This window comes from Halorubrum sp. SD626R, from assembly GCF_001261915.1.
In the GTDB taxonomy this organism is placed as follows: domain Archaea; phylum Halobacteriota; class Halobacteria; order Halobacteriales; family Haloferacaceae; genus Halorubrum.
Genome location: NZ_CVRT01000031.1, coordinates 75887 through 102758, shown reverse-complemented (window position 1 = coordinate 102758; position 26872 = coordinate 75887). Strand labels below are relative to the sequence as shown.

The following is a 26872-nucleotide window of genomic DNA, read 5'->3' as shown; positions in this document are numbered from 1 at the left end:
CGTGGGTGTAAACTGGCTTAAATTCGCAATTACGGCACCGAACTCGGTCGTGTTTTTCCCACGTCATAATGCTCTGGTGACCACAGCGAGGACAGGATGTATTCTCCCAGAACCGCTTGAGTCGCCGCTCGATGCGCGCATCGAGCGGCTCGGTGTTGATCTCTATGACTCCTAGCTCGATCAGTTGCCGAAACATCCCGCCGAACGCTGACTCAGTGGAAGACATATCGCCAGATTAGAACTGTCTGAGTGTAATTATACGGGCTTTCCGCGTTTCTACATAAGAGCGAGAGCGATCGCCAGAAATCCGGACGCGATACTCATTGGTCATCCACACCGACATCGGCCGTTGGCTACGGCGATCCCTGTTGGGAGATCACCGTGTCCAACTGTTCCCAGACCATTTCGAACGCCGGCGGATCACCGGTCAGATCCGGCAGCGTGGTCTCCCACTGGTGGCGGATCGTTTCTTGTTGTTCGTCCGGAAGTCCGTCGTTCAGGTCAACGGTGAGCCCATCGTGTTTGCACTTCGCGTCGAAGGCGGGCCCCACGTCGGCAAAGTTGATCGCGACCGAATCGGTTTCGAGCAGCTGATAGAGATCATAGTAGTCACGGGCGGCCCCGCGCTGGTAGATCGCCCGGAGCTTTTCGGCGAAGATCTCCTCGACGCTGTACGCCTGGAGATCGAATTCGGGCACGTCTTCGTACGCGTGCGTGTGCTGAACAGGGTCGAAGGCGACGTGTTCGTCGACCATCACGTCGATGCTGGTCGTGTTGGGGTGGTTGAGGACGGCGCGGTACTGAATGCTGATGTCGACGTAGTGGGCCGGGTAGTGGTCCTGCTGGGATTCGTGGTGCTCGCGAACCTCGAATTCGATGCCAGAGCGGTTGGCGATCGTATCGAGGACCGCTCGGAGCTCCTGTTTGGACCCCTGGTACTCCCCTTCGACGCCAAAATCAAGATCTTCCGAGAATCGCCACGACTGCGGAAAATACAGCTTGGACAGCGCGGTCCCGCCTTTGAACAGGAGGTTGTCGCCGTAGTCGCTCGTGAAGATGCCCCAGAGGAGCCACGAATTGACGTAGTTCTTTTCGGCGTATCCTTGCCGAACGCCCAATTCGCGAGCGAGAATCCGGAGCCGGTCTTGACTGATCACTGCGATCAGGACTCCGTCGGCTCCAGTATGGCTGACTTGACGTTGATTCGGAGGCGATACGTACTGTTGGTCGATCCGGTGTCGGGCCGCGTCGGGTCCAGTGAGGAATAGCCACTCGTGAACGACGCAACGAGTTCCTCGCGGGTGGGGAGGTCGATGCCGAACTGGTCGGCGAGATAGACGATCCGCTTGGTCGCAGCGCCGTTGTCGAGGCGTTTGAGGTACTCGCCGACGGTGTCCCAGTCGCAGCCCCGGTCGTCGGCGGTGCGCATCGCGGTCGCAAGTTCCCGAAGGCCACCACAGAACTTGGGGTGGTCCGCACAGTCGACCAGCGTCTTCTCCAGGTCGCTGACCTGAACGGTCGTGCCCTCGACCGATGTCGGCTCAAAGCCGAAGAATTTCCGCTCGGTGACTGTCGTGACGCGGTACGGGACGCTGTGGATCTCCCTGCTTTGCGCTCGGGTCGGCGTGACGACGTACACTGTCCGAGGTACTTGTTCGGTTAGCCCGTGGTGGTTGAGGGCGCTGTAGTAGCCGATGTACATCGGCTCGGCAACGTGGCCGGCGATGAGGTACTCGTGGGTGGTGTACATGGCCTCCTCGCCGGCAGTGAGTGGAATGATCAGATACGTGCCCGGGAAGAGCCGGTCGAGCCAGCCCTTCCCGGTGAGCCGGGAGGCGATCTCGCGGGCGGTGTTTGGGGGGACTTCCAGCGTCGTCTCGATGTCGTCGACGGAGATAATCTGGTGACCCGCGCCAGCAAGTCGTGTAAGGAGTCGACTTTCTCGAGTCGAGAGGCCTTGCCGTATATTTGCCGATCGTTCTGTAGTACTCATACCTGCGTTTCTTACATAGAGTATAAACACGGGCCTTCTTTAGCCTTGCGACTGCCGCGGATGGCGGAGACGAGCAGACTTAACCAACGAGATTGGGGTGTAGAACCGAGTGTTGGTTAATAGTTCAGACGCCGTCTTCGAGCACGTCGATGAGCTCTTCTGCCGTCCGACTGATTCGTCCGAGCCGCTCGCGAACGACCTGCAGATCGTTTGATTCCCACGCAGCGAGGTAGAACGCCGACCCACTGGTGTCGAATCCGCAGTACCGGCCGACGACGTACGCGACGGCCTTGACCTCTCTGGGGGCACGAAAAACAGGTCACGAAGTACGCCGTCCGGAGGTAGGCCCTCTGATTCTCAGGATTCCGTTTAAATTGGCTGTAGAACGTCCCAATATTCCTCTAGGCGTTGAAAATCATTGACACGGCTTTGTTTACGTACAAATAGCACGTGAAATTGCTGCTAAGCAAGGTTGCTCACTCCTCCCGCCGTTCTCGGCACATACTGCAAAAATCATCGACCTCACCTAGCGACGACACCTCTGTTGTTTCCTCGAATGAATCTTCCTCTGTATATGTCTGTGCCCACCCGCAGTGATCTGGTTCGGTGAAGTGCCACATCTTGCCGACCTTTCGTGAAATTCTCATACACTGTTCATATTGCCACAGTTAATAAGCACATTGTCTGTACTTACGTCCTCCTACGACACCGTCTCGCCCTGCTCCCGCTGCTTGCGGCTCTCGGCTAGATGCGCCAGCGCCTCCTCGGAAAGCTGCGTTGGCGGGTTAACAGCGTCCCGAAGCGCGTCGCGGATGGACTCGGATTTGTTCGCATAGCCACGCTTCTCCCAGACGTTGTTGACCTGGGCCAGCAGCGACTGTGGCACCCGGACGTTGATTTTCTCCATTTCACCGTCGCCGCCGGCATCGCTGTCAGTGCTCATATACTGTGATACACATGTATCACGTAGGTAGCTGCGGTCGGATATCTCGACCGTGATTGACCAAGTCGAGACTCCAGTCTGCGGTGAGATGCCGATGCTCCGAGAGGTTTAGGACGACAGCTTGGCCACCGACGTGGAAGCCGACGTATTCGACTGTGTCTTGGTGGAATTGTGCGGGCGATGCGACTGGGACTGCACTTGAACCGGCTGTTGGTACATTGCCGTTCATCGTTGCTCGCGGGTGGTTCGGTGACCCCCGCACCCCTCAAGGGGCGACAAACAGGGAGGCGAGCTGTTCGGCAACGTATTTGACAGTTGCAACATACTATCCACATAATTGAGGATGGCTGTACTGGACGACCTCTCCGGATTCGAATTCGAGGACGTGATGGAGGACGTGTTCCGCACCCTCGGTTACGAGAACGTCCGGCAGGCTGAGAAGACAGCCGACGAGGGTCGCGATGTCATTATGGAAGAGGTCGTCGACGGCACCCGGCGTGCGATCGTCGTCGAGTGTAAGCACACGGGAACCGTCGGTCGGCCGGTCGTCCAGAAGCTCCATTCAGCGATCGCCACGTTCGGCTTCGACGGCCCGAAACGCGGGATGGTCGTGACGACCGGCCGGTTCACCAACCCTGCCCAGGAGTACGCGACACGCCTCCAGCAGAACGACGACCCACATCCAATCGAACTGCTCGACGGTGAGGACCTCCGAGAGATTGCCGACGAGATCGGGCTTGACCTCTACAACGGTCGCATCGAAATCCTCTGTGACGAAACGCTCCGCCCGTACGATCCGGCCGGCGACGTCGACGCGCCCGTCGCGGAGGCGTTCCGCGACATCGAGAACATCGACGCTGTCGGCCTCCCAGACCCACACTCATCGGTGACGTTCCGCCCCGTGGTCGCGGTCACCGCGAACACGAACGCCGTCTTCGAGACATCGGTGGGCGTCATCCACCGGATCAACGACCGATCGCGATTCGTCGCCCACGCCGAGCGCGGGCAGCCACAGGTCGCGGACGAAGACGTCGTGACGCTGGTCACCGATAACCTCCACGCGACGGTCGACCTTGACTCGGAACAGTTCAGAGAGGTGTTCGACGATGTCGAGGAGAACCGGTTCGGGCAGACCCAAACGGAGTACAAGGAGTGGGCTGTCAACCGACTCCAGCAGCACCATACGACGACGGTGACCTACACCGGCGACAACAACGTCACGTACAACAAGACGTGTGAGCCGAATGTCTCGGATATCTCCGTCCAGTCGATCGAACCAGTGTACCTCCCCGAAATTCGGCAGACCACCGACATCCAGGAGTACACCTATCCCTACGAGTACTACGCAGCGGGCCCGTCACGAGTGACCGTCGAGGACGGTATCCATCGATGCGTCCACTGTGACACGAGCGGCGTCGACGAGACGTACACCTACTGTCCGAATTGCGGGGCAATCGCCTGCGACAGCCACATCAAAACGGAGCGGCTGGAAGGCGAGCCGGTCTGTACGGGGTGTGCAGTCACCGAGCGGTTCACACTGAAGACGAAGTACTTCTACGACGACCAGAACCTCGAGACGTTCCGCGAGGAGTACGCCGACATGCCGTTCCACGAGAAAGCGATGGAGAACAAGTGGCTGGCCGGGGGGTGCGTGGTCGCGACGCTGTTGGCCCTCATCGTCCTCCTCATTATTGGCGGCGTCATCTGAACTGACTGACCCTCACATCGCTTTCCCAACGAGATCTATGCGCGCCTTCTTGGAACACCCAGGAAGTGTTGCGTCACCGAAGTCGAACCGTTCCCTCATCATGCTCGAGAATACCCTTCGTGACTAGTCGCTCAATCGCGTCGTCGACGGCGTCTTCTTGATCGCCAGAAAGCGCCCGCACATTCGAGAGCGCCTGCTCTTGAATTGCTTCGACGCCGTTGATACCCTCGTCAACAGCCCTCAAGACGATGTATTCGATCTCGAACGCTGTCGCGAACGCTTCGATGCGGTCGATGAACGTATCTGGAAGCCCGGACAGTGAGCTCACCGCCATTTCGATTGCGAATAGCGGGTGGGAGCGGTCACGGATCTGTCGTGCTTCAGTGGAGCCGGTGTTGAACGGTCGCTGATCGTCAATCTCCGTCAGAATCACCTCGTAGTCCAACCCACGCTGGGCATACGTTCGCATATCTTCGATGTCGCGGCGCCGGCCACTCCCCAGGTCTCCGCCGGAGACCGCTTTTAACAGAAACATATCCTCATCGGAGAGGATGTGTGCTGTTGCGTGACGGCCGGTCCAGAACTCTTCAGCCCGGTCGTGCATTCGGTCGGTGATCCACACTTTCCCGACGACTTGCTGTTCGAAGAGGTCAATCTGGAGTCCACGCTCTTCGTGATGTAGTTCGACGGTTTTCCCGACACCTTCGAACGATTCCGTTGGCTCGCTAACCACTGAGAATCCCTGGGATATGAGCGTCTGATAGACGTGTTCGAACTCAGATACCACACCCAGCGCGAGGTCGATATCCTCGGTTTGGTCTTTCAAGCCATGAACTGTCATCGCCGATCCCCCAAGGAGATACACCGTCACGGACTCCGACAGCCAGCTGTCGAACTCTTCGAGAAACGCTTTGATCGCCTCGCTACCACTGAATACAGTCATGCGACCCCGTACTGATCTTTGAGCGCCCTGAATTCTGCTTCACTCGGGAGGACGACAGGAAGGTCGTCTGTGGTGTCGAACTCTCCGTGGAGTGTCAGATACATCGCAGTCACTGTCGACTCCAGACTGTACCACTGCGCAGTCTCTGTCAGCGTCTCTTGATCGATATCCAACGTCTCGATAAGGAGCATCGCATAACTGACACGACGAGACCCGCTATCGAGGACGAGCGTGTGGCACACGACGTTGGCAGGTGTGAGCTCCTCGTCGGGCGCATACCAGAACGCGGGTTCGCCGGCGAGGAAGAACTGTAGGCCGTACTCCACAAACCGAGCAAGCCCGGTCAGTTGCCAGTCGGTGGCGGCCTCGAGTGCTTCTGTATCTTCGGCTGTCTGTACGCGGACGAGTGCTCGCTTCGGATCACACCATTCGACGGTCGCACTCGGTGCAAGTCCTCGGACGCGCGACCGGTGTTCGTGCCGGACGACTGCACGAGCGAACGTCAGCAGCGGCGAGAGGTCCTCACTTAACGCATACTCCGGGCCCGATGGGGACAGCATCGCGCGATGCTTGAGTGGTGACAGCGCCTTGTGGACACCTTGCCGGGTAATACCGAGTCGCTCGGCGATCTCGGACACGCGTCGGGGCTCGTCGAGATACCAGCACACCCGAAGTGTGGCCGGCGAGAGGAGGTCGGGCCATTCGACGTGTCCGAGTTCGGATCGAAGGGCCCGGTACGCTTCGACGACCGGGTGGTCTGTGAGGGAGACTTCCCGCTGGTTGTTTGGCCCACGGTGTTCGGCGAGCAACCCCGATTCGAGTAACTTGTCGAGTACGTCGTAGAGATGAGTCTGCGAATACTCAGTGTCTATCGCGAGATCAGCTGCTGTTGCTTCCCGGCCGGTGCTCAACGCGTCGATGACAGCGAGTCCGGCCTTCGTAAGCATCTCTGTCCACTCTAAGCACTATACGTATAAATACGTTTCTTGGTTTAGGTTGACGAAATCTGATCCACTATTGCTACCTCTGTCATAGAATCATCACCAGCGACCAAATTCATGCGGTCTCGTATTCGCTGAGCGACCGATTCGGACTGCTTGTCACCCACTTCCCAACTTGTACGATCGCAAACGAGTTGATTGCGGCGTCGAGTGCGTCACCAAGCCTCCCGCGAACCGTCGCCGGAAGCGTCTCAACGCGAATCGCTGTCAGCGGGTTCTGACCGAGTGCGTACCCCGTCGCCATACTTTCTGGATACACACAGATTACGTCCTCACTCCGGACATTTTCGAGCACTCGCTCGGCATCCCGGTACTGGTGGACGGTCGCATTGAGTTCATCCACCGGGAAGAGATCAGTCGCGTCCCCGTACTGTATTCGCCCTCCCGCCGATTTATAATGTCCTTTGGGCATATCTGTTCTAATATATATGTTCTACAAGCATTAAGTTTGTGCCGGATATCCGTCCACTCTGTCCTCAAGACTGACCATCGCTAGTTGTCTCTGCCCGATGTCACCGACAACTCATATCTCATGGCGGGACTATACAGGATGGAACCACACGTTCGGAACTCCCAATTTCTGAAATCCAAAATTCCATTTGAGTGGGACTCTTCAATTGCGGCCATTGAAACTGACTGTCTCCCCGGCAGCTGTGGCCGCTGTAATGCGACCGACATCAGCGGTGGTGGATAGACGTGATTTCTAGTGGGTAGTGATCGGTCTGTGGTGTCTATTTTTATTTCCCGATGGGGGTGAGGTGAACAGTCAAAAAAAAGAAGCACCGCACGGGAGGAAGCTCCCACAGAGCCGTCTCGATTTCCAACCAGTTTGCTGCTCGCGGCATCGTGTGGACACACACTGTCGGCGTCAGGTCACAGCCGACCAGCCACGCGAGCGGCCATCCACACCAACTTAATGCGACCAACACATCTTGAACAAGCAGTCTTCGACCGCTGGGGCCGGCAATGCGTACTCTGCGGTCGAACGCCAGAGGAATGGCTCGAAACCGATTACGGAGCGCGCAACCAAGACAAACTGTCCTTCCATCACGTCAACGGCGACGATACGGACCACCGTGTCGAGAACGTGATCCCGCTGTGTCAGAGCTGTCACGTCCACATCCACAAGGTGGACGAGCCACCCTACCGGATATGGCATCGGCAACTCCCGATCGAGCATCGTCATGCGTGGAACGAGTACCACCACGAATACTACGAGGGACCACCCCTGACTCGTGAAGAAGCTGTGAACCAGTTCGGCGACGATGGAGGCGTCCCAGTGAGTGTAAAGTATCTCGTTCATGAACGCAAGGACTTCGACCCTGCTGAGTTCGAGGCACCTGATGTCGACTTGCTTCCCGAGGATCACGCTGACGATGAGTGTGATGAGGCTGACTCAGGCGACGTGGATGATGATGACGGTGACGGCGACGAAGACGACAACTCTGCGTCATAACGCCCGACATTAGGACCAACTTCTTGCGGTCTAGTGCTTCTACTCCCAATTAAATATTTTTGGAACACTCATGTGTAGAAGATTGCTGATCGCTCGCCTTCTTGCGGTTTGACGGATTTGTCTTCGGTTCGAGAATCGTCTTGTAAACCGATTTCCTTGGGTTTAGCACTCACTTCGAGTTCGACTTTTAATAAAGCACTTCTGAATGGGGCCCTGAGGCGTTTATCCTCCCCCAAATCGTGGTACAACTTTGGATCAACCGTCCATGTTGTCTTCTATCCACTAGAATGGGACCGTTGCGTCCTTAGAGCCGTCTATCGCCGTAGCTGGGCGATACTGAAACCACGTTGAAGCAGTAGTGCTACTCGTTGACGTCGACGACGGTCGCCTCTTCAGGCGGCGCAATATCGAGTTCGGCAGCGCCGCGCTCGATCTCTTCTGGTGCCGTCCCCTTGGCCTCGGCGAGCAGCTCGGTGAGCTCCTCGTCCGAGATTGTGTCGATGTCGGCCGGTGTTTTGTGTCCCATATCATCTTCTAGCCGCCGCGAAGTGATATTCGTGGGTGTCGGAATCTCTTGATTTCGCTCTTAACCAACACAGTGGACCGATATTGCCTAGTTGTTGGTTAGGATTTGCGTTCTCACCAGTCGGCGACGGTCTGTTCGTCGACGTCGCCCTGGACGTCCTCGCCGCACTCCAGACAGGTGAACACGCAGTCGTCGGTCATGTTGAGGAGGATGAACAGATATCGACGATCACCAAGACCCATTCAGCATCAACTTCGAGGAGCAGATTACGCACGGCAGGATGGAATATATGATCGAATACTACGTTGAGGAACTCCTGGATGGCAGCTGTAATCGGGAAAACCTCTGGTGTTGGTACAGCACCTAGAGTGCCGCCGACCGCCCCGCCCAGAGTAGCACCGTGTTCGCCGCCCAGTGTGAACCCGCTCATACCTTAGTCTACGCCACAATCGCGTAAAAAGCTCACACTCGATCTCTGGACCAATGTTCAATCATCGAGCAGCTCGTCACGAGCCCGCTTCAGCTCCGAGACGTCCCACTCGTCGCTGCCGCCCTGATCGCCGTGCTCTTTCTTCACCAGCTCTCTGAACGGACCCTTCACGACAGGATCGGGCGCGTCTTCCGAGAGGTCGAGGACTTCGTACGGCGGTGGCGTCTCGACCCGGCCGCCGGCGACGACCACCGACTCGTCCCTGTTACCAGTCGGCAAGCGGGGGGTTTCGAACTCCGAGTCCACCGTGGTGACGCCGCACTTCTCGGCGAGGCGCTTCCGGCGGGCGTAGAGTGCGATCGCCCGGGCGTTGTCGCGCAGTGAGCTTTCACCGATCGCACGCGATCGCGTAGCCGATGTCGGTAGGGCGATCGTCGTACAACCAAAGAGCCCAAGGAGTAGCACGAGGGACAGCGACCGCAAGGAGCCGTCTGTTCATATGTTAGCGAACAAATTTTATATATTATTGTTCGGATAAACTACATTTAGGAGCAATCGGCATCGCTTTTTTGTGCCAACAGTGGCGGCACTCCCGTCCGTGATCTATACTTGTGTGTTGGTTGTTCAACTTCGGACAGCCAACAGGAGATGATCTACAGAGCCGGTGACGACCGTTGTGTCGTGCGATTTGTTGTGCTTCCAAACACTCTATGATATGTTGCTATCCACACAACCCCCGACTCACGTCATGCGGTTTGGGTCTTTGGATCTTCAAACAACGACGATCAAGGTACGGATTCCCGTTTGGACCGCACAACAAGAGACACCCCAGTAACGAATATTACCCTGGGCTGGGCAGTACTGATCATGTCGCGCAAATGGACCCTCAAGTATCTCCGGAATGGGTTCGTTGACGAGGTGAAGCAACTGCGAGCCGAGCAGGGCTACAATACGAACGAGAAGCCGACCCACAAGTGGCTTCGACAGAATGGATTCGGATACTTCCTCAAACGTGTCCGCGAACTCAACATGCGTCCTGATGAGTGGCTCCTCGAGGAGTGTGGCTTCGAGCAGTCGGGGAAAGACTACCCGTGTAGCAATCCCGAAACAGTCCGGCGCGTCGAAAGCTGGCTCAAGTATGAAGAGGAGGTTGGCGAGCGGATCAACGGGACGAGTATCTCGACAGCTCGGACACACATCCGGCGCTCAATGGAAATCGCCAAGGAGACGACCGGAACGAGTGACATCTTCGAGCTGGGCCGCGGCGAGCGTGAGGTCTGTTTCAATCGCGCGGAGCAGCTGATGCGGGGGTTCAAGGACGAGTTCAATAGTGGCCAGACGAAGTACAACTACGCGACGACGCTTCGCGATCTTCTCGCACGGATGGAGGAGAAAGACGTCATCGACCACGACCCGCTGACGTCGCTGGTCGGGATGTCTGGCTGGGCCGGAGATTCGACATCAGTCACAATTGCGCCCTCTACATCGCTCGTAAAGGCGTACTTCGACGCCTGCGAAACCCGAACGGAGCAGATGGTGATGATCTGCCTAGCCGTAATGGGGTGGCGGCCAGCTGACTTCTGTGATCCGGAGGCGATCCGCGGCATCCACTTCGACGGGGAGCGCCCCTACGTCGAATTCACAGATGAACGAAAGAACGGCCCCAGCCTCGTCCCGATTATCCTGTGCCAAGACTTCATCGAACAGTGGGTGCGGTTCGTCAAGACGGTGCCGGACAACGGCACAGCGCTGTTCCCATCTGATGATTCCGATGACGGGGCGCGGTCGACGCAGTGGGTTCGAGATACCGTCAAAGCGATCGGAGAGCGCGTCGACGAGACGCTTCGCAACGGTGAGAAGCCCACCCCGAAGCACTTTCGCAATTTCTGGTACACCGAGTATACTGCAGCGTACTCCGAGTTCCGTCGGGACAATAACTTCGCAGCCTCAGCGCAGGGGTCACAGTCTGACCGCATCCCAATCTCATCGTATAATGATCCTCTCATGGGTAGCTGGTTCGACACGTTCGAACAGTTCGCCCACACCAAACTATCGGTCCCGGTTGAGGACCTCGAGCCTGCCGACGAGATCGGCAACATCGACATCGGCGATATCGATGGAGACGCAGCGTTCGACCTCGTCGAGACGGCTAGACAAGCTACACTAGAGGGCTGGGAAGGTGCGAAGGCGTTGTTCCCCGCTGGGGCTGCTGCCTATCTCACGAGCTACGCAGGCGTCGCTGCTGGCCGAGTAGCAACTGCGTGGGGTCAGGCAAAGCATGACGGGATGACACTCCACCCAGACTTCGAGCACTACCCCAACATGAGCAAGAAGCGGCAGGCGGGGTTGGGAATAGGGCTCGGCGTGCTCTTCTCGATCGAACTTGGCTACCTGTACATCATCGGGATGTTCGGGGAAATCGCCTCCGGAGACATAACAGCGTGGCTCCCGATCGTGTTCGCGGTCATATGGTGGATCTGGCTGTTCGATTCCGAGTTTCCTGACCGTGAGGAAGCGCTCGAGGCGCTGAGGTAGGCTACCGCCTCTCCCACTCGCCAACCTCTCGAGCGTCGATGTCGACCCGAGCGGTGACGCCGCACGAACAGTGGATACCGACGGACTTCGTGCCCGTGGTGATCGCCCTTGTCGTGTCGCCACACCCCGGGCAGTCGACGTCGAACGTCTCGATCATGCTCGTCGATATCGGCCGCTCGGGGATAGACAGTTCGCCCGGCTCGCTCTTATGTAGAACTGCGGAAAGCCCCCATAACAAGACAATCGATGGTGATATCAACATACGCTGGTGACCGCAGCGTGGACAGAATGTATTCTCCCAGAACTGCTTGAGTCGCCGCTCGATGGCCTCATCGAGCGGCTCCGTGTTGATTTCGATAACTCTCAGCTCAATCAGCTGTCGAAACATCCCACCGAACGCTGGCTGAGTAGAAGCCATATCCCCAGATTAGCATCGGCTCAGTGTAATTATACGGTCCTTCCACGTTTCTACATAAGAGCGGCCACTTTAACCAACAAACCAGCCCTGCTTACTCGCCGCCTCAAGCAGCTCCTTCACTTAGGGATTTCCTGATTCCACGACGTACTTCGCAGGAACCACCGTGTTTCCCGTAGGAACCGCAGTCTCCACAGGCGTGTCTCCGGAGTCAACTCTTGGGTCGGTGAGTCCACGAGAACCGCTGTCCTGTCCGTCTTTAGTTAACCCCTACACCTCGGTTGTGTAGCGGTAGCGAGCATTTTTGAGGGTATCATAGAAACGTTCACATACCCGCAGTACGGCGATCTACACCAAGAGTAACTCCAGTTTCACTCCATTTTTGAACTCAACTAGACAAACGCTCTCTCATCCTACCCATGATAACCGTTCTATGACATCCTCGGGCTAAACGTAATTGTGGTCTAAGCGTAGTCAGAAGCGACGACGCAGCTACTCTGTCCGTTCGTTTTCGAGCCGTTCGGCGACCTCCTCAGGGTGCTGTATCGCGACCTTCAACACTGCCTCATGTAACTCTCGTCCCGTCTCGTTGCGGATATTCCGGTCACGGAGGTGGCGTTTCACCTCGATATCGAGGAAATCTTCAAACTTCTCGTGCGTGGATTTCCGTGGGTAGATCTGCGCCTGGACGGATTCGTCAAAAGAGAAGGCCGGCTCGTTTCTGTCGTCTACAGTCGACGTGCTCGTATCCTGCCCGGTGGTCTCATCGGCGTCGACGACGGGTCCGGACTCCTCTTCCTCTGCCGCTTGGTCTTTTCCTGCCTCGTTGAGGTCATCAAATCCGGTCATCGGTCGATCCCTCCTTGTTCGACGATCTGAGCGAGTTCGGCGTAGTTCTCCAGTTGGTCACAGCTCTCGTCGTAGTCACGGACGGGAAGAGCAGCGTCGTGCGCAGCGTCGATGGCGCCACGGAACCGGATCCCCGGAAGCCCACCGTCGTACTCACCGACGTCGATAGCGTCCCACTCCTCAGGGGTGATGCGAGCGTAGGAAGGAATGATATCGTCGGCGATATCGAGGGAGTTGAGCTGTTCGAGCAGACCCCGATCGCGGGTGTCCTGGTCGATCCGACTGTTAAGCGCCGTTGGCGTCACCGCGAGGATATTCAGCTCGAAGTATTCTCGAGCTTCCTCGACGAGCCGTTGAATCGTATTCGAGAGGCCGGAGTCGTAGCCACTCTCAGGTTTAAGTGGAATGATGATGTTCCGCGTGGCGTACATCGCGTTGTCGTTCAGCTTTCCCCGGTTTGCTGGGCAGTCGACGACGATGTAGTCGTATTCGTCGCCGAGTAGCGGATCGACGAGATGCTTGCGGAGTCGGGCGCTCCCCATCGTTGCGTTCCGGAGTTCGTTCTCGACGGATTCAAGTTCGGTATGGGCCGGGAATAGGTCGAGACCGTCGACGACGTTCACGATGTACTGGATCGGTTCCTCGCTGTCGACGAGGACACGCTGTGTATGGTTCACCTCACTTGTAAACTCGTCTTCGAACCCGAGTTGGCGGGTCATGTGCCCGTTGTCGTCGAGGTCAATAACGAGCGCGCTCCCGTTGCGGTGGGCGAGTTCGCGCGCCGTGTTGATGGCGGTAGTCGTCTTCCCGAAGCCACCTTTTAATACGCCGACGCTGACCGCCCGTGGTTCTGTTTCAGACATAGGTGGGTTAGCTAAGGTAGCTATGGCAGCTGTGTCACCTGAGGTGACTAGGGTACTTTATTCAACTGCCATAGTCCCTGTTCTGCCTAGAACAGCGTCTGCGGCGCACTTGAATCTACCCATGCCAGCTACTCTTAATAAAGCAGCTACCTTAGCCACCTTAGCTACTTTATCTGTTATGCCGATTTATGATCGCTACGGTAGATATTCCTGCAGAGTTAGCTAAAGCAGGTGCCTAAGCTACCTAATTTAAGAGAGCTATCACCGCTATCAGCGCATTTCAGATCGGACCTGTGTGACCTCATCCCGCCGATAGATTTTTGCTATTCCGCGGAAAGTAAAATACATGGCAGAATCCGCGATCTCACATTCACACCCGCTTGATACGATGCTGGCCGTCTCTGACGTGATTCGGAACGACCGGCTCGCCCAGTTGTATGCTCGTGTCCTTGAACTTGATTCGCCAACTGTCGAGGAACTATCTGAGGGCATCGAGAGTTCGACGACAACCATTTACGAGGATGTCAAACATCTCGTGGAGATTGATCTGTTGGAACGGGTCACGGAGACGCAACCGTACCGCTATCGAGCGAGTCAGGTTGATATGACGATTCAGGCTAGCGGAGAGACGTTCCAGATCACGCCGACGCTCCTCGTCGCTCTCGCGGAACGCCAATCGAACGAGAATATTAGCCTCTATATTGACCGCAACGGTGTCAGTGGACTCGCAACGGCGATCGAATACGCTCGTGCGTACACACAGTCGAAAATGAACGCCCGAATCATGGCCCGTGAACAGGATATCCCTGTTCTCGAAGCAGAAACTATCCTCCAAGAACTCCAGGAGATTATTCTGGAAGCTGAGCCTGGTATCTCGACGAGCCTCGATATCGAGGAGCTTGACTCCGCCGTCGACGAACAATTGGACGAATAATATCCGTGTCAGCGCAACTGTTCCCATCTGTGGAGAGTCATCTCATCGACGCGAACCTCTTCATCCGGTTCGAGCGGCACAACACTGTCAATCTGCTTGAGCGGGCTGTCACCGAGCAGAATATCGTCCTGCTCCTGCCCACACGAGTATATGAGGAACTCACGCCAGAATCCTATCCCTACGGGACCCCTCCGGTAGAGGATGCGATCGAAGCTGGCTGGGTACAGCTTCTCGAGGAGGTCAAATATTCAAATCCAGTCGTTTCTGCGACGATGGATATGGTTCGCCAGTATATCTCTGCTGCCACCGATCGCCCCGAGCATACGATAGAGCAAGCAGATGCGGAAGTAGGTGGAGCGGCAGCAACACTCCTTGAACAGGGACGAACAGAATCGATCGCTATCTACACGAACGACTTACCGGCGTTCCGCGGGATTGAGCGGGCCCTCTCACAGCATGGCTACGAGGACGCAGTTCAGCTCATCAAGGCATTCGACTTCGTCACGTCCATCGAAAACCGCTACCAGTTCTCTGGATAATCCCTTTCTGATGGACCGACCGCAGGGGTGTGATATCATTCGTTGCCGATATCAGCAGGGCTCTACTGGTCACTTACCCGTTGGTCGGTTTGTGAGAACGCCTCAGTCGCCATATCGGCGCGCTCGGCTGCCTCGATATGCTGGTACGCCTCACGGACCTGTTCCTCGCTGTTGTCGAGATACCGTGCGGCCGCGGCGTAGCCGAACTGTCGAACGAGGACTTCACCGACGCCCCGACGCCCGCCGTGTAGTTCGAGGTAGTCGCCATCAAGCGAGAGGTCCAGCTCGCCGCGACGTTCGACGAGCGCGTCGTGGGTCCAGAGCCGCTCCATGATCGAGCGTGCGCCGTCGGTAGTAAGCGGCTTCGGTGGGTCAAGGTCGTGTTCGGCAGCGACGATCAGGTCAGGAGCGCCCGTCCGGACGCGTTCGATCTGATCATCGTCGAGGCCGGTATCGTTGAGCCCCTCTGTGACGTGCGAGGCGAGCGAGGGGCGGTGGAGCGTCGTGAACACCGGCCACGACTCTGGTACCTCCAGCACCTCGGCGTATCGCTTCAACGGCGTGCTGACGGGCTCTGGGAGCGAGGCCTCCTTCCACTCGCGACTCTTCCGGAACACGGTAACGCTGCTGTCCGCGAACGACACGTCACGCCAGCGGATTCCGTTGCGGCCCTCGTGGTCCTCCTTCGGCGCGGAGAGGAATTCCGAGCCACGCAGGCCGGTGTAGGCGACGACGTACACGAGCGCCTGCTCGCGACACCGCTGGTAGGCCTCGAACCGCGCTCGCTGTTTGGCCTGCCACAGCTCACTCTCGGGGTCACCACGATCGGTGTGGGAAACTTCGATCGCGCCGAGCTCGTCGAACGCTTCAGAGACGCGGCGGTCGACGAACTGCGTGATCAGGTCGCGGTGGATCGGCTCCCACGCTTGTTGGTCACCTGGACGTCGCCCGTCGTTTTCGGGCAGTGGGTCTTCAGCGTCCGATTCGCGGGCATAGTGGCGTGGGAGGTACCCCTGGGCGTGCGCCCAACCACACCACGACGCGACGTGGGCGTAGTAGGTGAGCACGGTCCCGGCGGCGTATCCCGCGGTCGAGAGGTACCGTGCGTAGTCTGAGAAGACCGTCGTGTCGAGGTCGACGAACCGGACGGTGTCGTCGTCGACGACACCCGCCCACGATTCTGGTGGTGACGCATTCGCTGAGTCAGCTGTCTTGCCGAGACACCAGCGTCGGAATCGATTCAGTTCACGATCGGCGTCGGCTCGGTACGCACCCTCCTCGCCGGCGTCACCCTTCCCCTTGTCCGTGAGGTACTTCGTGAACGTGTCCTCGATCGGCGTTTCGACGGAGCGGCGACCCGTCATCGGCCCCTTGGAGTGTGGGAGTTGTACCTTCGGATCACTGCCCTAGAAGCGTTGTTCTGGCTGGAGCGACTGTCTCGGGAAGCGTTGGCCATAATTCGGAATCTGCCTTGGTTGGGGGCACGGGTGGGGGTCACTAAGAGTTTACTTTGTCTTACCGAGATAAGACAAAGTAAATAATTTTGGCGAATATGAGAGTCTGTGAGTGGTTCTCGAGTGATATTGGCCGCGAGAGCCTATCTGGACGAACGAATACGCTGTTATATTGTATATCGCTATATTGAATTCCCGCCTGGGAGAAGATGAGACTGATCGTCTCAATGCATACGGGTCTGACACTGATTTCTTTGCACAGGACCTCTCGATCAGTCGATCCCGTGGCTTAACTTGAGCGCGTCGTCGATCTCACCCATTGTCGAGTCGTCGAGACTGCCAGCCACCGAATGGATTCGGTTCTCGACAGACACGACTCGAATTTGGTCAAGCCGCACGAAGTGATCTTTCTCAACCAGTGAGTCCGACGCTTCCACAAGTAACGCCAATCAACCCGTCAAGAAGTGAGAACGATGATACCTAACCGAGGACTTGTTCTGTCCGACATACTACGGTCGGTAGCGGCCGAAGCTTACAATATACACTGAATATTGAACGGAGCAAATAAAACGATATCAACACCCAGGAGTTTCCGTGATGAGAATAAACGGATCGCGCTCGCGATTGTAGTCGGCGACATCTCCGGCGACCGCTTCGATGAGTCGGCGATGAACTTCTCTGGCTGCTCGTCCCTCGTCTGGGCTCAAGTAGTGGAGCCCGCCCAGCTCCGTCCAGAAATCACCGTCAAGCCAAAACAGTGTCTCATCGTTCGACTGGTGGACGATGTCGCCGTTATCGCTCAGTCCCTCGGTGTCGAGTTGACCACCCGAGAGCTGGGCGCGTGCCAGCACCGCCACAAGCTGCCGGCGTGAAATGGATGCATGAACAGCAACATCGTCGATCAAACTCCCGAAGTAGCCTTCGACAGTATCAATCGTTTGGGAGAACTCATCAAGCGTAACGGAATCTAACGGTATTGTATCCCTTGGTACTTCTCGAGTTTCCCAAGATCGAGAGCCGCTAAGTAATACGTCAGATGCAAGGTTGAGTTCAATACTATCCGCCGTTCGACAGTACTGTGTTCTATCCCTGCTCTCGTCCGCAGTGACCTCTTCTAAATACATATTCTCAGAAAGTTCCTTCACACGTCTATAACAGGTGGCAATCGGGATATCTAGCTCTTGACTCAGCCAGCTAACTGATCGCGGTTCCTTCGCCGCCCGCAGTATATCTACGCTGTATTTCCGCCCGAGTACCTCAACTGCTTCCGTCGACATCTTGTTACCACGATTGATTCTCAAGGCTGAATAGCTGTACCCTATATTTATCGATCTAATTCTATTAGGGCCGATATGAAATGGTTCTCTAAGCGAAAACATAATAGAGCGGAACAACAACATCGGATGTATGAGCGATGGAGACGCGTACACGGAACATACCCCCGCGGGACTTCTCGAATTGTCTTCGGAACTGAATCAAGCTGGTTCTATTGAGGACGTCTCTGTCGTTGCGGTCCGAATGTTGGATCTCAATTTTGATGCGCCTCTTTCGGCGATCTGGGAATACGATGAGGAGGGAAACGAACTCCGCCCAATCGCCGAATCAACTGAGGCACAAGAGGTGATCGGCGATGCACCTATCCTTCCACTCGATTCTCTCGCCGGGCGTGTGTACAGACAGAATCGTCCGGAAGCGTTCGACGATGTCCACGAGGCCGATGACACGTATAATTCAGACACCCCGATTCGGAGCGAAATTCTTGTGCCAATTTCAGATTTCGGCGTCTTGAGTGTCGGAGCCACTGAAGTGGATGCGTTTACCGAAAAAGACTCAGAACTGGCAAAACTCGTTGCTTCGAATCTTGAAGCTACAATCTCACGAATCCGACGACACGAGGAGCTACAGGCTGAACGTGATTGGACACACACGTTGTTTGAAGGCTCCAACGATGCCATTTTTATTAGTGATTCAGATGCGAATTTCGTCCAAGTAAATCAGGCTGCTTGCGAGTTAACTGGCTATGAGCGAGAGGAACTCCTCTCGATGCGTATTCCCGATCTTCACGAAGAGGTCGACTTACATGCCTATCGGGACTACCACGCCCAAATTTTAGCTGGCGAACCAGCAACCACTGACGCAAAATTGCTTCGGAGCGACGACAGTAAAATTGATGTGGAGTTCTCGAACCGTCGGATCGAGCGCGATGGGACGGCCTATATGCATACCGTTGCGAGAGATGTGACGGAACAGCGGGAACGCCGACGTCGTCTGGAGTCATTTCAATCAGCTATCGAGAACGCGAGTGATGGGATTGCTATTTTGGAGAACGAGGAGTACACGTACGTTGATCAAACGCATGCCGACATATACGGGTTCGAGGACAAAAACGAGTTACTCGGGCAGACCTGGCATGAGTTGTATACCGATCCCGTCGAGGTCGAGCGCATAGAGGATGAGGCGCTTTCAGCCCTCTGGTCCGATGGAGAGTGGAGAGGTACTGTAACTGCATCTCCAGAAGGCAAGGGAGAATTTCCGACCGAACTATCGCTGACACGCTTGGAAGACGATCGAATCGTCTGTGTTGTCCGTGACGTGTCTGAAAAATATCGGCGTCAAGCGGAACTTCGGGAGAATGAGCGGCGTTTCGAGTCGGTGTTCGAAGATCCTGAGATGCTGGTCGGATTACTGGAAACCACTGGTGAAGTGATCGATGTGAATGAAACAGCCCTGGAGTACGTTTCGCACGCTAAAGATGAGATGTTGGGGGAACCGATTTGGGAGGGGGAGTGGTGGTCACACTCTCAGACTCTGCAGGACGATCTAAAAGACTGGATCGATCGAGCAGCGTCAGGTGAGTACGTCAGTTTCCAATCCGAATACCCAACACCGGATGGAGAGATTCGGTTCATGACGGGCACAATCCGTCCGGTTACAGGGGAATCTGGAGTCGAATCGCTCGTCATTTCTAGCCGTGATATTACTCCCCGTGAGCGACGACGTCGCGAGTTAGAGACGTTCCAGCAGGCTGTCGAGGATGCGAAAGACGGCTTCGCTATTCTTGAGGATGGAGAATACACCTACATCGACGACACACACGTGGATATGTATGGATTCGATGGTACTGACCAACTCCTCGGGGACTCTTGGCGGATGCTCTATGACGAAGATGAGGTAGAGCGTCTTGAGTCGGAAGCCTTCCCTGTTCTTGAGTCGGAGGGCCACTGGCGGGGTAAGGTAACCGGATCCCGACCGGACGGGACCACATTCCCGGCTGATCTCTCTCTGACCATCATCGATGAGGGCCCCCTCGTTTGTACTGTGCGCGATCAGACTGCACAACGAGAACGGAAGCGCGAACTCGAACTCAAGGAGCAAGCGATTGACTCCTCGAATGTTGGGGTCATGATCACCGACCCACAGCGAGAAGACAACCCGATCGAGTACGTAAATAAAGGATTCACCGACATTACTGGCTACCAGGAGGACGACGCCTTAGGTCGTAATCCACGTTTCCTCCAGGGACCCGAGACAGACCCAGACGAAATATCGAAGCTTCGAGAGGCGATTGCGGCCGGTGAACCGGTAACAGTAGAACTGAAAAACTACCGAAAAGACGGAAGTGAATACTGGAATCGATTGTCTGTCACGCCAGTCACTGATGCAGATGGGACGCTTTCGAAGTTTATTGGCATACAGCAGGACGTAACAGGTCGGAGGCAACGGACTCGGAGCCTGGCAGAACAAAACCGGAAACTCGAATTGGTTCTTTCTGGAACGGACACTGGTATTGCAGAGTGGAGTCTTGAGACGGAGCAGATATCATTCGACGACACGCTTGTCGATTTACTTGGCCATGACCCGGACAACTATGAAGAGTTCGTACAGATCGTCGCGCCGGAAGATCGGGACCGTGTTCGTGATTCACTAGAACGAGTCGGTGATATCAACGACTTGTCTGCGGATTTCAGAGTTATTGATGCCAACGAACAAACGCGATGGATACACACAGATGCTGTTCTGATACCCGATGACGAAACTGGAGAGAGACTTGTCGCGATTGCCACGGACATAACGGAGCAAAAACGACGGATTCGGCAGATTCAACAGGAGCGGAAGCGATTTGAGATCCTCTCCGAAAGTCTCGAAGAATACGCCTTTGTACTTCTCGATGACGATGGACAGATCGACAGCTGGAACGATGGAGCAGCCGACATCTTTGGATATGACGAAGAAACTGCAATTGGTATGCCAGCAGCAGAGTTACACCCTGAACAGGATCAAAAACGTGGGATTGCTGATCGGTTATTAAAACAGGCATCACTCGCAGGAGAAAGTACTCACGAAGGACAGCGAGTCCGTCAGGATGGATCGTCGTTCCCTGCAGAAGTCTCATACGTTCCCCTTCAAACTGAAGATGGAGTGTTCCTAGGATACGGGATGGTCATCAGAGATCTTACTAACCAGCGTCAACAGCGACGTAGAACAGAGCGGTTCGTTGAGGAATCAGTCGACGTCGTGTCTATCTTAGATCGCGACGGGTGTTTCACCTATCTTAGTGGCTCTGCTGAACGGGTTCTCGGGTATGATCCAACTCAGCTAAATCAAGAGAGTGTCTTTGATTATATCCATCCTGAGGATCGGGAACGTGTAATGGAAGCGTTTTTCGCCGCCGTGGAGGATTCCGATTCAAGCGTTCAGCTAGAGTTCCAAGCAATGGATGCGGATGACGAGTGGATTACCGTAGAGGCACGTGGACGGAATCTCTTTCACGATGAAGCAATTGGTGGGTTTCTGATTTATATACGTGACATCAGTAATATAAGAGAACAAACGAAAAAATTCGAATCCGTATTCAATCAAACGTTCCAATTGACGGGGCTGATGACCCAGAGTGGTGAAATCCTCGAGCTAAACGACCCCCTCACGGAGTTCGGCGGCACAGGTCTCGAGGAGAGCAGAGGCACACCACTCTGGGAGTGTCCTCTGTTCGCGCATTCGTCTGAAGTGCAAACTCAAATCAGACAAGCAGTTACTGAAGCATCTTCGGGTTCATTCGTTCGGTTCAACGTGGAAGCAGAAGGCGTTGATGGACTCGCCAGCTTCGACTTCTCGGTCAAGCCGATCTCAAGCCAGCGCGGGGAGCTTAGCTTCCTGGTATTCGAGGCACGAGATGTTACAGCTCAGGAGCAGCGTCGGCGACACGTCCAGGTTTTACACCGGATTATGCGGCACAATATCCGAAATGATCTGACGAAACTGAGAGGGTATGTCGATCTGCTTGCGTCGGACACAGAGACAGACACTCGTGAACAGCGCGCTGCGACGATCCGAGACATTCTCGACAAGTGGGAAAGAATGGCAAATAAGACCCAAGAGCTCCAGAATATACTCACGAGCGAGAGCGCTCTCGCTTCCCACCAGAGTGCTCAGCAAATAGCTGAGGATATTCAAGCCAAAAAAGAAGACGAACATGCTAATGCGAATATCACTATCACAGCCGACCACGATCTAGAATCACAAATACCGAGTGACCTTGAGAAGGCAATTTCTGAGCTCGTTGAGAACGCCATCACAGCGAACGATACTGAGCATCCATCCGTACAGATCAGTGTCTCGCAAGCCGATGAACGGTGGGTAGAGATTTGTGTCTCCGATACTGGGCCTGGACTCCCAGACATGGAAAAAAATCTCCTTGAAACTGGCGAAGAAACGCCGCTAAGTCACGGGCAGGGACTCGGATTGTGGATGGTGCGGGCACTGGTGACTCGTGCCGGGGGATCGATTTCAGTTGAAACCTCGGACGATGGGAGTGAGATCAGACTGGAAGTCCCCACCCGACCGGCTCGAGAGGACTCACAAAAACCGGGTATCGTATCGTAAACTATGACTCAAAACGGAAACACAAAAATCCTGGTCGTCGAGGATGACCAAAATTTGGCTGAGCTGTATGCAGAGTGGCTCGCAGACCGCTATGTTGTCGAAACCGCATACTCTGGCGAAGAAGCCTTGGAGGCGTTCGATGCGACTGTCGATATCGTTCTTCTGGATCGGATGATGCCCGGGTTATCCGGCGGAGAGGTTCTCACACGACTCAGACAATATGAGTCGAACTGCCAGGTGGTTATCGTCTCTGCGGTGACACCGGACTTCGATATCGTCAAAATGGGATTCGATGCGTATCTCGAAAAGCCCGTTGAAGCTGACGATCTCGAAGACGTTATCTCCCAGATGCTCACTCGTGCCGAGTACAACGAGGATCTGCAAGAGCTGTTCTCGCTGATAGAACGCCAATCGACCTTGGAAGCCGTCATGGAGGCAGATACCCTCGAAACGAGCCCGAAATACCAGGCACTCACAGACCAAATCACAGAACTCGAAGATAAAGTCGAACGGTACCTCCAGAACCTGCCAGATAGGGATTTTCGAGTGGCTATCGAGCGCCTGCAACGAACTGCAGCAGAGCGCAGGGAACAACAGCAGTACCAGTCCCTCACTGAAGACGTATTAGACACATCACAGGAAGGGGTCATTGTAATTGACCGTGATGGACAAGTGGTGTGGGCAAACGAAACTACCGAAGAATTACTCGGAGTTGATAGAGACGATATCCAAGGGGCTGACTACAGTCGAATTGCTTCTGAATCGTACCAGGAATATCCCTCAGGTGAGCAAACACTGTCTGACCTCGTAACTCATTCTCTAGAGAACATGAATTCCGAAGTCGAAGCCATCGTCCGTATCCCTGAGACGGCTTCGAAAGAGCAGCAGTGGTTGGAGTACTGGAGCGGGCCGATTCAAACTGGTCTTTATGCAGGCGGGCGGATTGAACACTACCACAATATTACAGAGAGGTACGCGTATGAACAACAGCTTGAGGATCTGCATGCGGTTTCCCGCGATCTAATGACAGCGGACTCGGAACGTAGCATCGGCGAGACCGTGACAACTGCCGCAGTCGGGGAACTCGGATTCGAGTTTGCCGCGATATATACACGAGAAGAGAACACGGGACGCTTGGTCCCACTAGCACACGCATCCACGGAAGATGTTACTGAAATCGACCTTCCCACTATCTCTGAAGGAGACACACCAGTCTGGACGACCTATGTGACTCGAACGGAACAGTTGGCTCCCGACGACGAAGACGTAGTAGATACTCGGTCGAGCCAGTGGTTGGCAGAGGAGTTCTCGTCGTGGCGACTCTACTCACTAGAATCAGAGGGGGTTCTGTTGGTGGGGATGACCACGACGCCAGAGATCTCCTCAAGAAAGAACAAATTGGCAAAGACGTTAGCAGCGAACGCAGCAAGCGCATTCGAACGAACAGCACAAGAGGCGGCCCTTCGGCAACGCGACCAGCGGTTAAACGAGCAAAACGAACGGCTGACACGACTGGATCGAATCAATACACTGATACGGTCGATAAGTGCCACGGTTGTCAGTGCAAATACACGAGAAGAACTGGAGCAAGAGGTCTGTAATGCTTTAGCTCATCTGGATCTGATTAGCGGGGCGTGGATCGGTAAAAAAGATATTAATACGAATACGATCGAGGTCAGAGCCAAAACGGATTCGCTCCAATATCAAAAAGTGGGGGCGAACGACACTCCAGCAGATGACAATACCCAGCGGAGTAACTCTACATTGCCACCTACTGAACGGGCATACAGGATTGAACGTTCGGTCGTGGAGAGCGACTTAATGACCGCTCGCTCCGAAACGGAGTGGGAACAAGACGCACTGAAAAATGGCACCAACTCGATTGTGGCTGTACCACTACAGAGCGAGGCTTCGATCCTTGGCGTATTAGAAGTCCACTCCAAACTACCAAACGCCTTCGCTGAAGAAGAGGTGACAGCCCTCACAGAGCTCGGTCAAATAATAGGTCACGGGATATCAGCACTCCGGCAAAAGGCGGCGCTTCTATCTGGTGGGGGCACAATTCTCGAAATTCAGTTCGAGGACGATACTGGCCTTGCAACTCTTGTTTCGGATATGGAGACGGATCTCGAAGTGTTGAATGTAGTGACTGAGAGTCCAGATCACCTCCTGTTCGCGCGAGTGACCGGTGAAAACGTGACCCCCGAGGCGTTCGAAGCTGCTGGTTTCGATCCAGAGACGGTCATTTTGAGCGACTCTCGAAATGGTATCTACTGTAAAGTCCCGGTGCGGAACAGCAGCTTTTGCGAGAAACTGACCGATCAAGGAGTTGCGATAAATCAAATCACAAACGCTTCCGAGTCCAACGAGATCGTGGTTTCAGTAACCGTGCCATTCACCGTCGACGTCGGGGAATATCTGAGTTCACTCCGGGAAGACTACAGCGATCTCACCCTGTTATCCAAACTGGATAGTGGGCGGGGAGAAACTAATACCTCTCTCTCAGCACGTCTTGATGGAGCTCTTACCGCCCGGCAAGAAGAAGTCTTGCAGACGGCGCTCTACGCAGGATATTTTAATTGGCCGCGGGATGCAGATTCGACGTCGATTGCCAAGACTCTCGATATCGCACAGTCAACGTTCAACCAGCATCTTCGAGCTGCTGAGTCTAATCTGCTGACGACTCTCTATCAGGATTCAACCGAGCTGTGACCTGCCTCAGTATCACGTTCTACAGTACTCGGGCTGTCCTGCTTATCGACATTCGGAAAACTGGCTCCAAATGGTGGGCCTTTCCATATAGGCATTAAATTTGGCAACCCGATATTAGAGGGTAGAAGACGTTTGATTGTAGAATAGATGTATTCTTTATGGCCCAAAGCTCTCCGCACCGAGAGTCTGAACCTACGGGATGGAGTACAGATTCCCAAATAGTGCGTGAATTTGATAGACCTGTCCGTGTTTCGGATGCGGTCATTGAGACACTTATGGAAGCTGTCGAAGACTGGCCGGAACTCAGTAGATCACCTCCGGTGTTCGAATTTGTTGATGCAGACAAATTAGATGGCTTGTTCAAAACTCGTACAGTCGAGGAGACCAGTCATATGCCCTCTGTGGAGTTTCTCTTTCAGGACGCACTTGTGACGGTCATGTACGCATCAACGGTGCGTGTCATCGTCGAACGAGATGCGTGAGTGAGAATAGATGACCCATTCCAGTACCGTTCTGATCGTCGAAGACGAAGAGAATCTCGCTGACTTGTTTGGCATTTGGCTACAGGAGCGGTTCGAGGTTCATGTGGCCTATTCCGGGGAAGATGCACTGGAAATCTTCGCTGAGGAACCGATTGATATTGTCCTTTTAGATCGTCGAATGCCGGGCCTCTCTGGCACGGAGGTGCTACAATCAATTCGTGAAGGCGGCGATGCCCAGCAGGTGATCATGGTAACAGCTGTTCAGCCAACGGAAGACCTAGCGTCCATCGATGTGGATGACTATCTTCTCAAACCAATCGACCGGACAAAGCTTCTTCGAGCTGTGGAAGCTGCAGAGCTGATTCTAACATACGAAGATTCACTCACAGAGCTTCTCTCACTCACCGCGAGGAAAGCCACGTTAGAAGCGAACCTCGACAAAACAGAGCTAGAAAAGGACGACCGATACGGCGATCTCCTCCAGAGAATACGAGAGTTGGAGGAAGAAGCTGATACGACACTCCAGCGTCTCGAGACAGATTATCAGATCGATATGCTGGTCAGAGACCAGCGTATCGGATCCCAACCTGTAGAGCAGTTCTGATATGGTGCGAGGAGCCGTGGCATCCACTAATTGTGCTACCAGCAGCAGTACCGAAGTATTCGCAGAAAATAAATATCCGCTGCTCATCGGATTGGTCTTCGTACGAGCTATAGATGCGAGTCTCACGTACTATGGGCTAAGCATCGGACTGCGAGAAGCCAATCCGATTGTCGTACTTATTGTTGAGACTCTCGGAATCATCCCCGGCCTATTCTTTCTCTCGTCGGTGTCACTAGTGTTATTATTCTTTCTTGGTGAATACCTGCTTCCCGGAGTCGCACAATCGAGACATAATATCGATCTGTGGAGCAATGTAGCATACCTTTCAGTTTTGGTCGTATGGAGCGCTGTGTCGCTTCATAATATGGTACTCATTTGGATATGAGATTGATCGAGTTTGTCGGTTTATTATTATATGTTTCAATTGTGTTAATTATATCATTTGCTATGCTGCTTTCTCTGCTTTAATTTCTGCAATGAAGCTCCAAACCCTCATTATATAAACGGTATAGGAGTATGGATTAACCTTGCGGCAATTCACGGATTAAAACTGTATAGAGTATTGACACCTATTAGCAGAAGCAATCTACGAGTTACACTATACA

Annotated in this window: 24 protein-coding genes and 4 pseudogenes; 10 read left to right on the top strand and 18 right to left on the bottom strand. The window is 54.8% G+C overall.

What is annotated here, in order from left to right; translation table 11 throughout:
• From SD626R_RS02855 to SD626R_RS02840, 5 genes and pseudogenes are all read right to left on the bottom strand, one after another.
• Positions 1-226, bottom strand: a pseudogene (locus SD626R_RS02855) (IS1595 family transposase); the annotation flags it as partial.
• A gap of 127 nt (positions 227-353) precedes the next feature.
• Positions 354-1157, bottom strand: a complete 804-nt coding sequence (locus SD626R_RS02850; RefSeq protein ID WP_092563189.1) for a nucleotidyl transferase AbiEii/AbiGii toxin family protein — start codon at positions 1155-1157, stop codon at positions 354-356.
• Positions 1158-1162: 5 nt separating this feature from the next.
• Positions 1163-1993 carry a type IV toxin-antitoxin system AbiEi family antitoxin domain-containing protein gene (locus tag SD626R_RS02845; RefSeq protein ID WP_092563186.1) on the bottom strand — a complete coding sequence of 277 codons (831 nt, stop codon included), beginning with the start codon at positions 1991-1993 and terminating at the stop codon, positions 1163-1165.
• Positions 1994-2117: 124 nt separating this feature from the next.
• Positions 2118-2303, bottom strand: a pseudogene (locus SD626R_RS17120) (DUF955 domain-containing protein); the annotation flags it as partial.
• A 390-nt stretch (positions 2304-2693) separates the two neighbouring features.
• Complete coding sequence (locus tag SD626R_RS02840; RefSeq protein WP_092563183.1) at positions 2694-2936, bottom strand: ribbon-helix-helix domain-containing protein; 243 nt, start codon at positions 2934-2936, stop codon at positions 2694-2696.
• 343 nt (positions 2937-3279) lie between these two features.
• On the opposite strand from SD626R_RS02840, the gene SD626R_RS02830 reads away from it, so the two are divergent.
• A complete protein-coding gene (locus SD626R_RS02830) occupies positions 3280-4644 on the top strand; it encodes a restriction endonuclease (RefSeq protein WP_092563177.1) in 1365 nt (454 codons plus the stop codon).
• 73 nt (positions 4645-4717) lie between these two features.
• Here the strand turns inward: SD626R_RS02830 and SD626R_RS02825 are convergent, their stop codons facing one another.
• From SD626R_RS02825 to SD626R_RS02815, 3 genes are all read right to left on the bottom strand, one after another.
• Positions 4718-5587, bottom strand: coding sequence for a hypothetical protein (locus tag SD626R_RS02825; protein ID WP_092563173.1), 870 nt, complete (start codon positions 5585-5587; stop codon positions 4718-4720).
• A complete protein-coding gene (locus SD626R_RS02820) occupies positions 5584-6534 on the bottom strand; it encodes a helix-turn-helix domain-containing protein (protein WP_092563170.1) in 951 nt (316 codons plus the stop codon). Before SD626R_RS02820 ends, SD626R_RS02825 begins: the two co-directional genes overlap by 4 nt.
• Before the next feature lie 109 nt (positions 6535-6643).
• Entirely contained in the window at positions 6644-7000 is a 357-nt protein-coding gene (locus SD626R_RS02815) for a DUF8165 family protein (RefSeq protein ID WP_092563167.1), read from the bottom strand.
• 504 nt (positions 7001-7504) lie between these two features.
• Here SD626R_RS02815 and SD626R_RS02810 point away from each other — a divergent pair.
• A complete protein-coding gene (locus SD626R_RS02810; protein ID WP_199239159.1) occupies positions 7505-8044 on the top strand; it encodes an HNH endonuclease in 540 nt (179 codons plus the stop codon).
• A 361-nt stretch (positions 8045-8405) separates the two neighbouring features.
• On the opposite strand, the gene SD626R_RS02805 is transcribed toward SD626R_RS02810, so the two are convergent.
• The 4 genes from SD626R_RS02805 to SD626R_RS02800 form a co-directional block, all read right to left on the bottom strand.
• Positions 8406-8570, bottom strand: coding sequence for a hypothetical protein (locus tag SD626R_RS02805; protein WP_241988260.1), 165 nt, complete (start codon positions 8568-8570; stop codon positions 8406-8408).
• 113 nt (positions 8571-8683) lie between these two features.
• The gene (locus SD626R_RS17115; RefSeq protein WP_255310039.1) at positions 8684-8812 is read right to left on the bottom strand and encodes a hypothetical protein; all 129 of its coding nucleotides are present in this window, start codon (positions 8810-8812) and stop codon (positions 8684-8686) included.
• Entirely contained in the window at positions 8767-9000 is a 234-nt protein-coding gene (locus SD626R_RS16305; protein WP_137703772.1) for a hypothetical protein, read from the bottom strand. The genes SD626R_RS17115 and SD626R_RS16305 overlap by 46 nt, the downstream gene beginning before the upstream one ends.
• A gap of 57 nt (positions 9001-9057) precedes the next feature.
• Positions 9058-9483 carry a J domain-containing protein gene (locus SD626R_RS02800; RefSeq protein ID WP_176697257.1) on the bottom strand — a complete coding sequence of 142 codons (426 nt, stop codon included), beginning with the start codon at positions 9481-9483 and terminating at the stop codon, positions 9058-9060.
• Positions 9484-9867: 384 nt separating this feature from the next.
• Here SD626R_RS02800 and SD626R_RS02795 point away from each other — a divergent pair, with 384 nt between their 5' ends.
• On the top strand, positions 9868-11535 hold the full coding sequence (locus tag SD626R_RS02795; protein WP_092563164.1) for a hypothetical protein: 1668 nt from the start codon (positions 9868-9870) through the stop codon (positions 11533-11535).
• A gap of 268 nt (positions 11536-11803) precedes the next feature.
• On the opposite strand, the pseudogene SD626R_RS16300 reads toward SD626R_RS02795, so the two are convergent.
• From SD626R_RS16300 to SD626R_RS02780, 3 genes and pseudogenes are all read right to left on the bottom strand, one after another.
• Positions 11804-11953: pseudogene (locus SD626R_RS16300) on the bottom strand (IS1595 family transposase); the annotation flags it as partial.
• A 489-nt stretch (positions 11954-12442) separates the two neighbouring features.
• Entirely contained in the window at positions 12443-12799 is a 357-nt protein-coding gene (locus SD626R_RS02785; protein WP_092563158.1) for a DUF7970 domain-containing protein, read from the bottom strand.
• Complete coding sequence (locus SD626R_RS02780; protein WP_092563155.1) at positions 12796-13662, bottom strand: ParA family protein; 867 nt, start codon at positions 13660-13662, stop codon at positions 12796-12798. Before SD626R_RS02780 ends, SD626R_RS02785 begins: the two co-directional genes overlap by 4 nt.
• A gap of 346 nt (positions 13663-14008) precedes the next feature.
• Here SD626R_RS02780 and SD626R_RS02775 point away from each other — a divergent pair, with 346 nt between their 5' ends.
• Both SD626R_RS02775 and SD626R_RS02770 read left to right on the top strand, forming a co-directional pair.
• Entirely contained in the window at positions 14009-14596 is a 588-nt protein-coding gene (locus SD626R_RS02775) for a DUF7437 domain-containing protein (RefSeq protein WP_092563152.1), read from the top strand.
• Between the two features lie 5 nt (positions 14597-14601).
• Complete coding sequence (locus SD626R_RS02770) at positions 14602-15135, top strand: PIN domain-containing protein (RefSeq protein ID WP_137703771.1); 534 nt, start codon at positions 14602-14604, stop codon at positions 15133-15135.
• Between the two features lie 62 nt (positions 15136-15197).
• Here SD626R_RS02770 and SD626R_RS02765 read toward each other — a convergent pair whose 3' ends face one another.
• From SD626R_RS02765 to SD626R_RS17465, 3 genes and pseudogenes are all read right to left on the bottom strand, one after another.
• Entirely contained in the window at positions 15198-16499 is a 1302-nt protein-coding gene (locus SD626R_RS02765; RefSeq protein WP_092563146.1) for a site-specific recombinase, read from the bottom strand.
• 362 nt (positions 16500-16861) lie between these two features.
• Positions 16862-17032 (bottom strand): annotated as a pseudogene (locus SD626R_RS02760) (type II toxin-antitoxin system PemK/MazF family toxin); the annotation flags it as partial.
• A gap of 132 nt (positions 17033-17164) precedes the next feature.
• Positions 17165-17566 carry a DUF8048 family protein gene (locus tag SD626R_RS17465; protein ID WP_092563206.1) on the bottom strand — a complete coding sequence of 134 codons (402 nt, stop codon included), beginning with the start codon at positions 17564-17566 and terminating at the stop codon, positions 17165-17167.
• A 430-nt stretch (positions 17567-17996) separates the two neighbouring features.
• On the opposite strand from SD626R_RS17465, the gene SD626R_RS02750 reads away from it, so the two are divergent.
• The 5 genes from SD626R_RS02750 (at position 17997) to SD626R_RS17455 (ending at position 26652) form a co-directional block, all read left to right on the top strand.
• Positions 17997-22469, top strand: a complete 4473-nt coding sequence (locus tag SD626R_RS02750) for a PAS domain S-box protein (protein ID WP_092563144.1) — start codon at positions 17997-17999, stop codon at positions 22467-22469.
• A gap of 3 nt (positions 22470-22472) precedes the next feature.
• Positions 22473-25181, top strand: coding sequence for a response regulator (locus SD626R_RS02745; protein ID WP_092563141.1), 2709 nt, complete (start codon positions 22473-22475; stop codon positions 25179-25181).
• 158 nt (positions 25182-25339) lie between these two features.
• The gene (locus SD626R_RS17460; RefSeq protein WP_158601460.1) at positions 25340-25663 is read left to right on the top strand and encodes a HalOD1 output domain-containing protein; all 324 of its coding nucleotides are present in this window, start codon (positions 25340-25342) and stop codon (positions 25661-25663) included.
• Between the two features lie 10 nt (positions 25664-25673).
• Positions 25674-26267: a response regulator gene (locus SD626R_RS02740; RefSeq protein ID WP_092563137.1), complete on the top strand. Its 594-nt coding sequence runs from the start codon at positions 25674-25676 to the stop codon at positions 26265-26267.
• A 1-nt stretch (position 26268) separates the two neighbouring features.
• Positions 26269-26652, top strand: a complete 384-nt coding sequence (locus tag SD626R_RS17455) for a DUF5658 family protein (RefSeq protein ID WP_394324691.1) — start codon at positions 26269-26271, stop codon at positions 26650-26652.
• Positions 26653-26872: the final 220 nt, after the last annotated feature.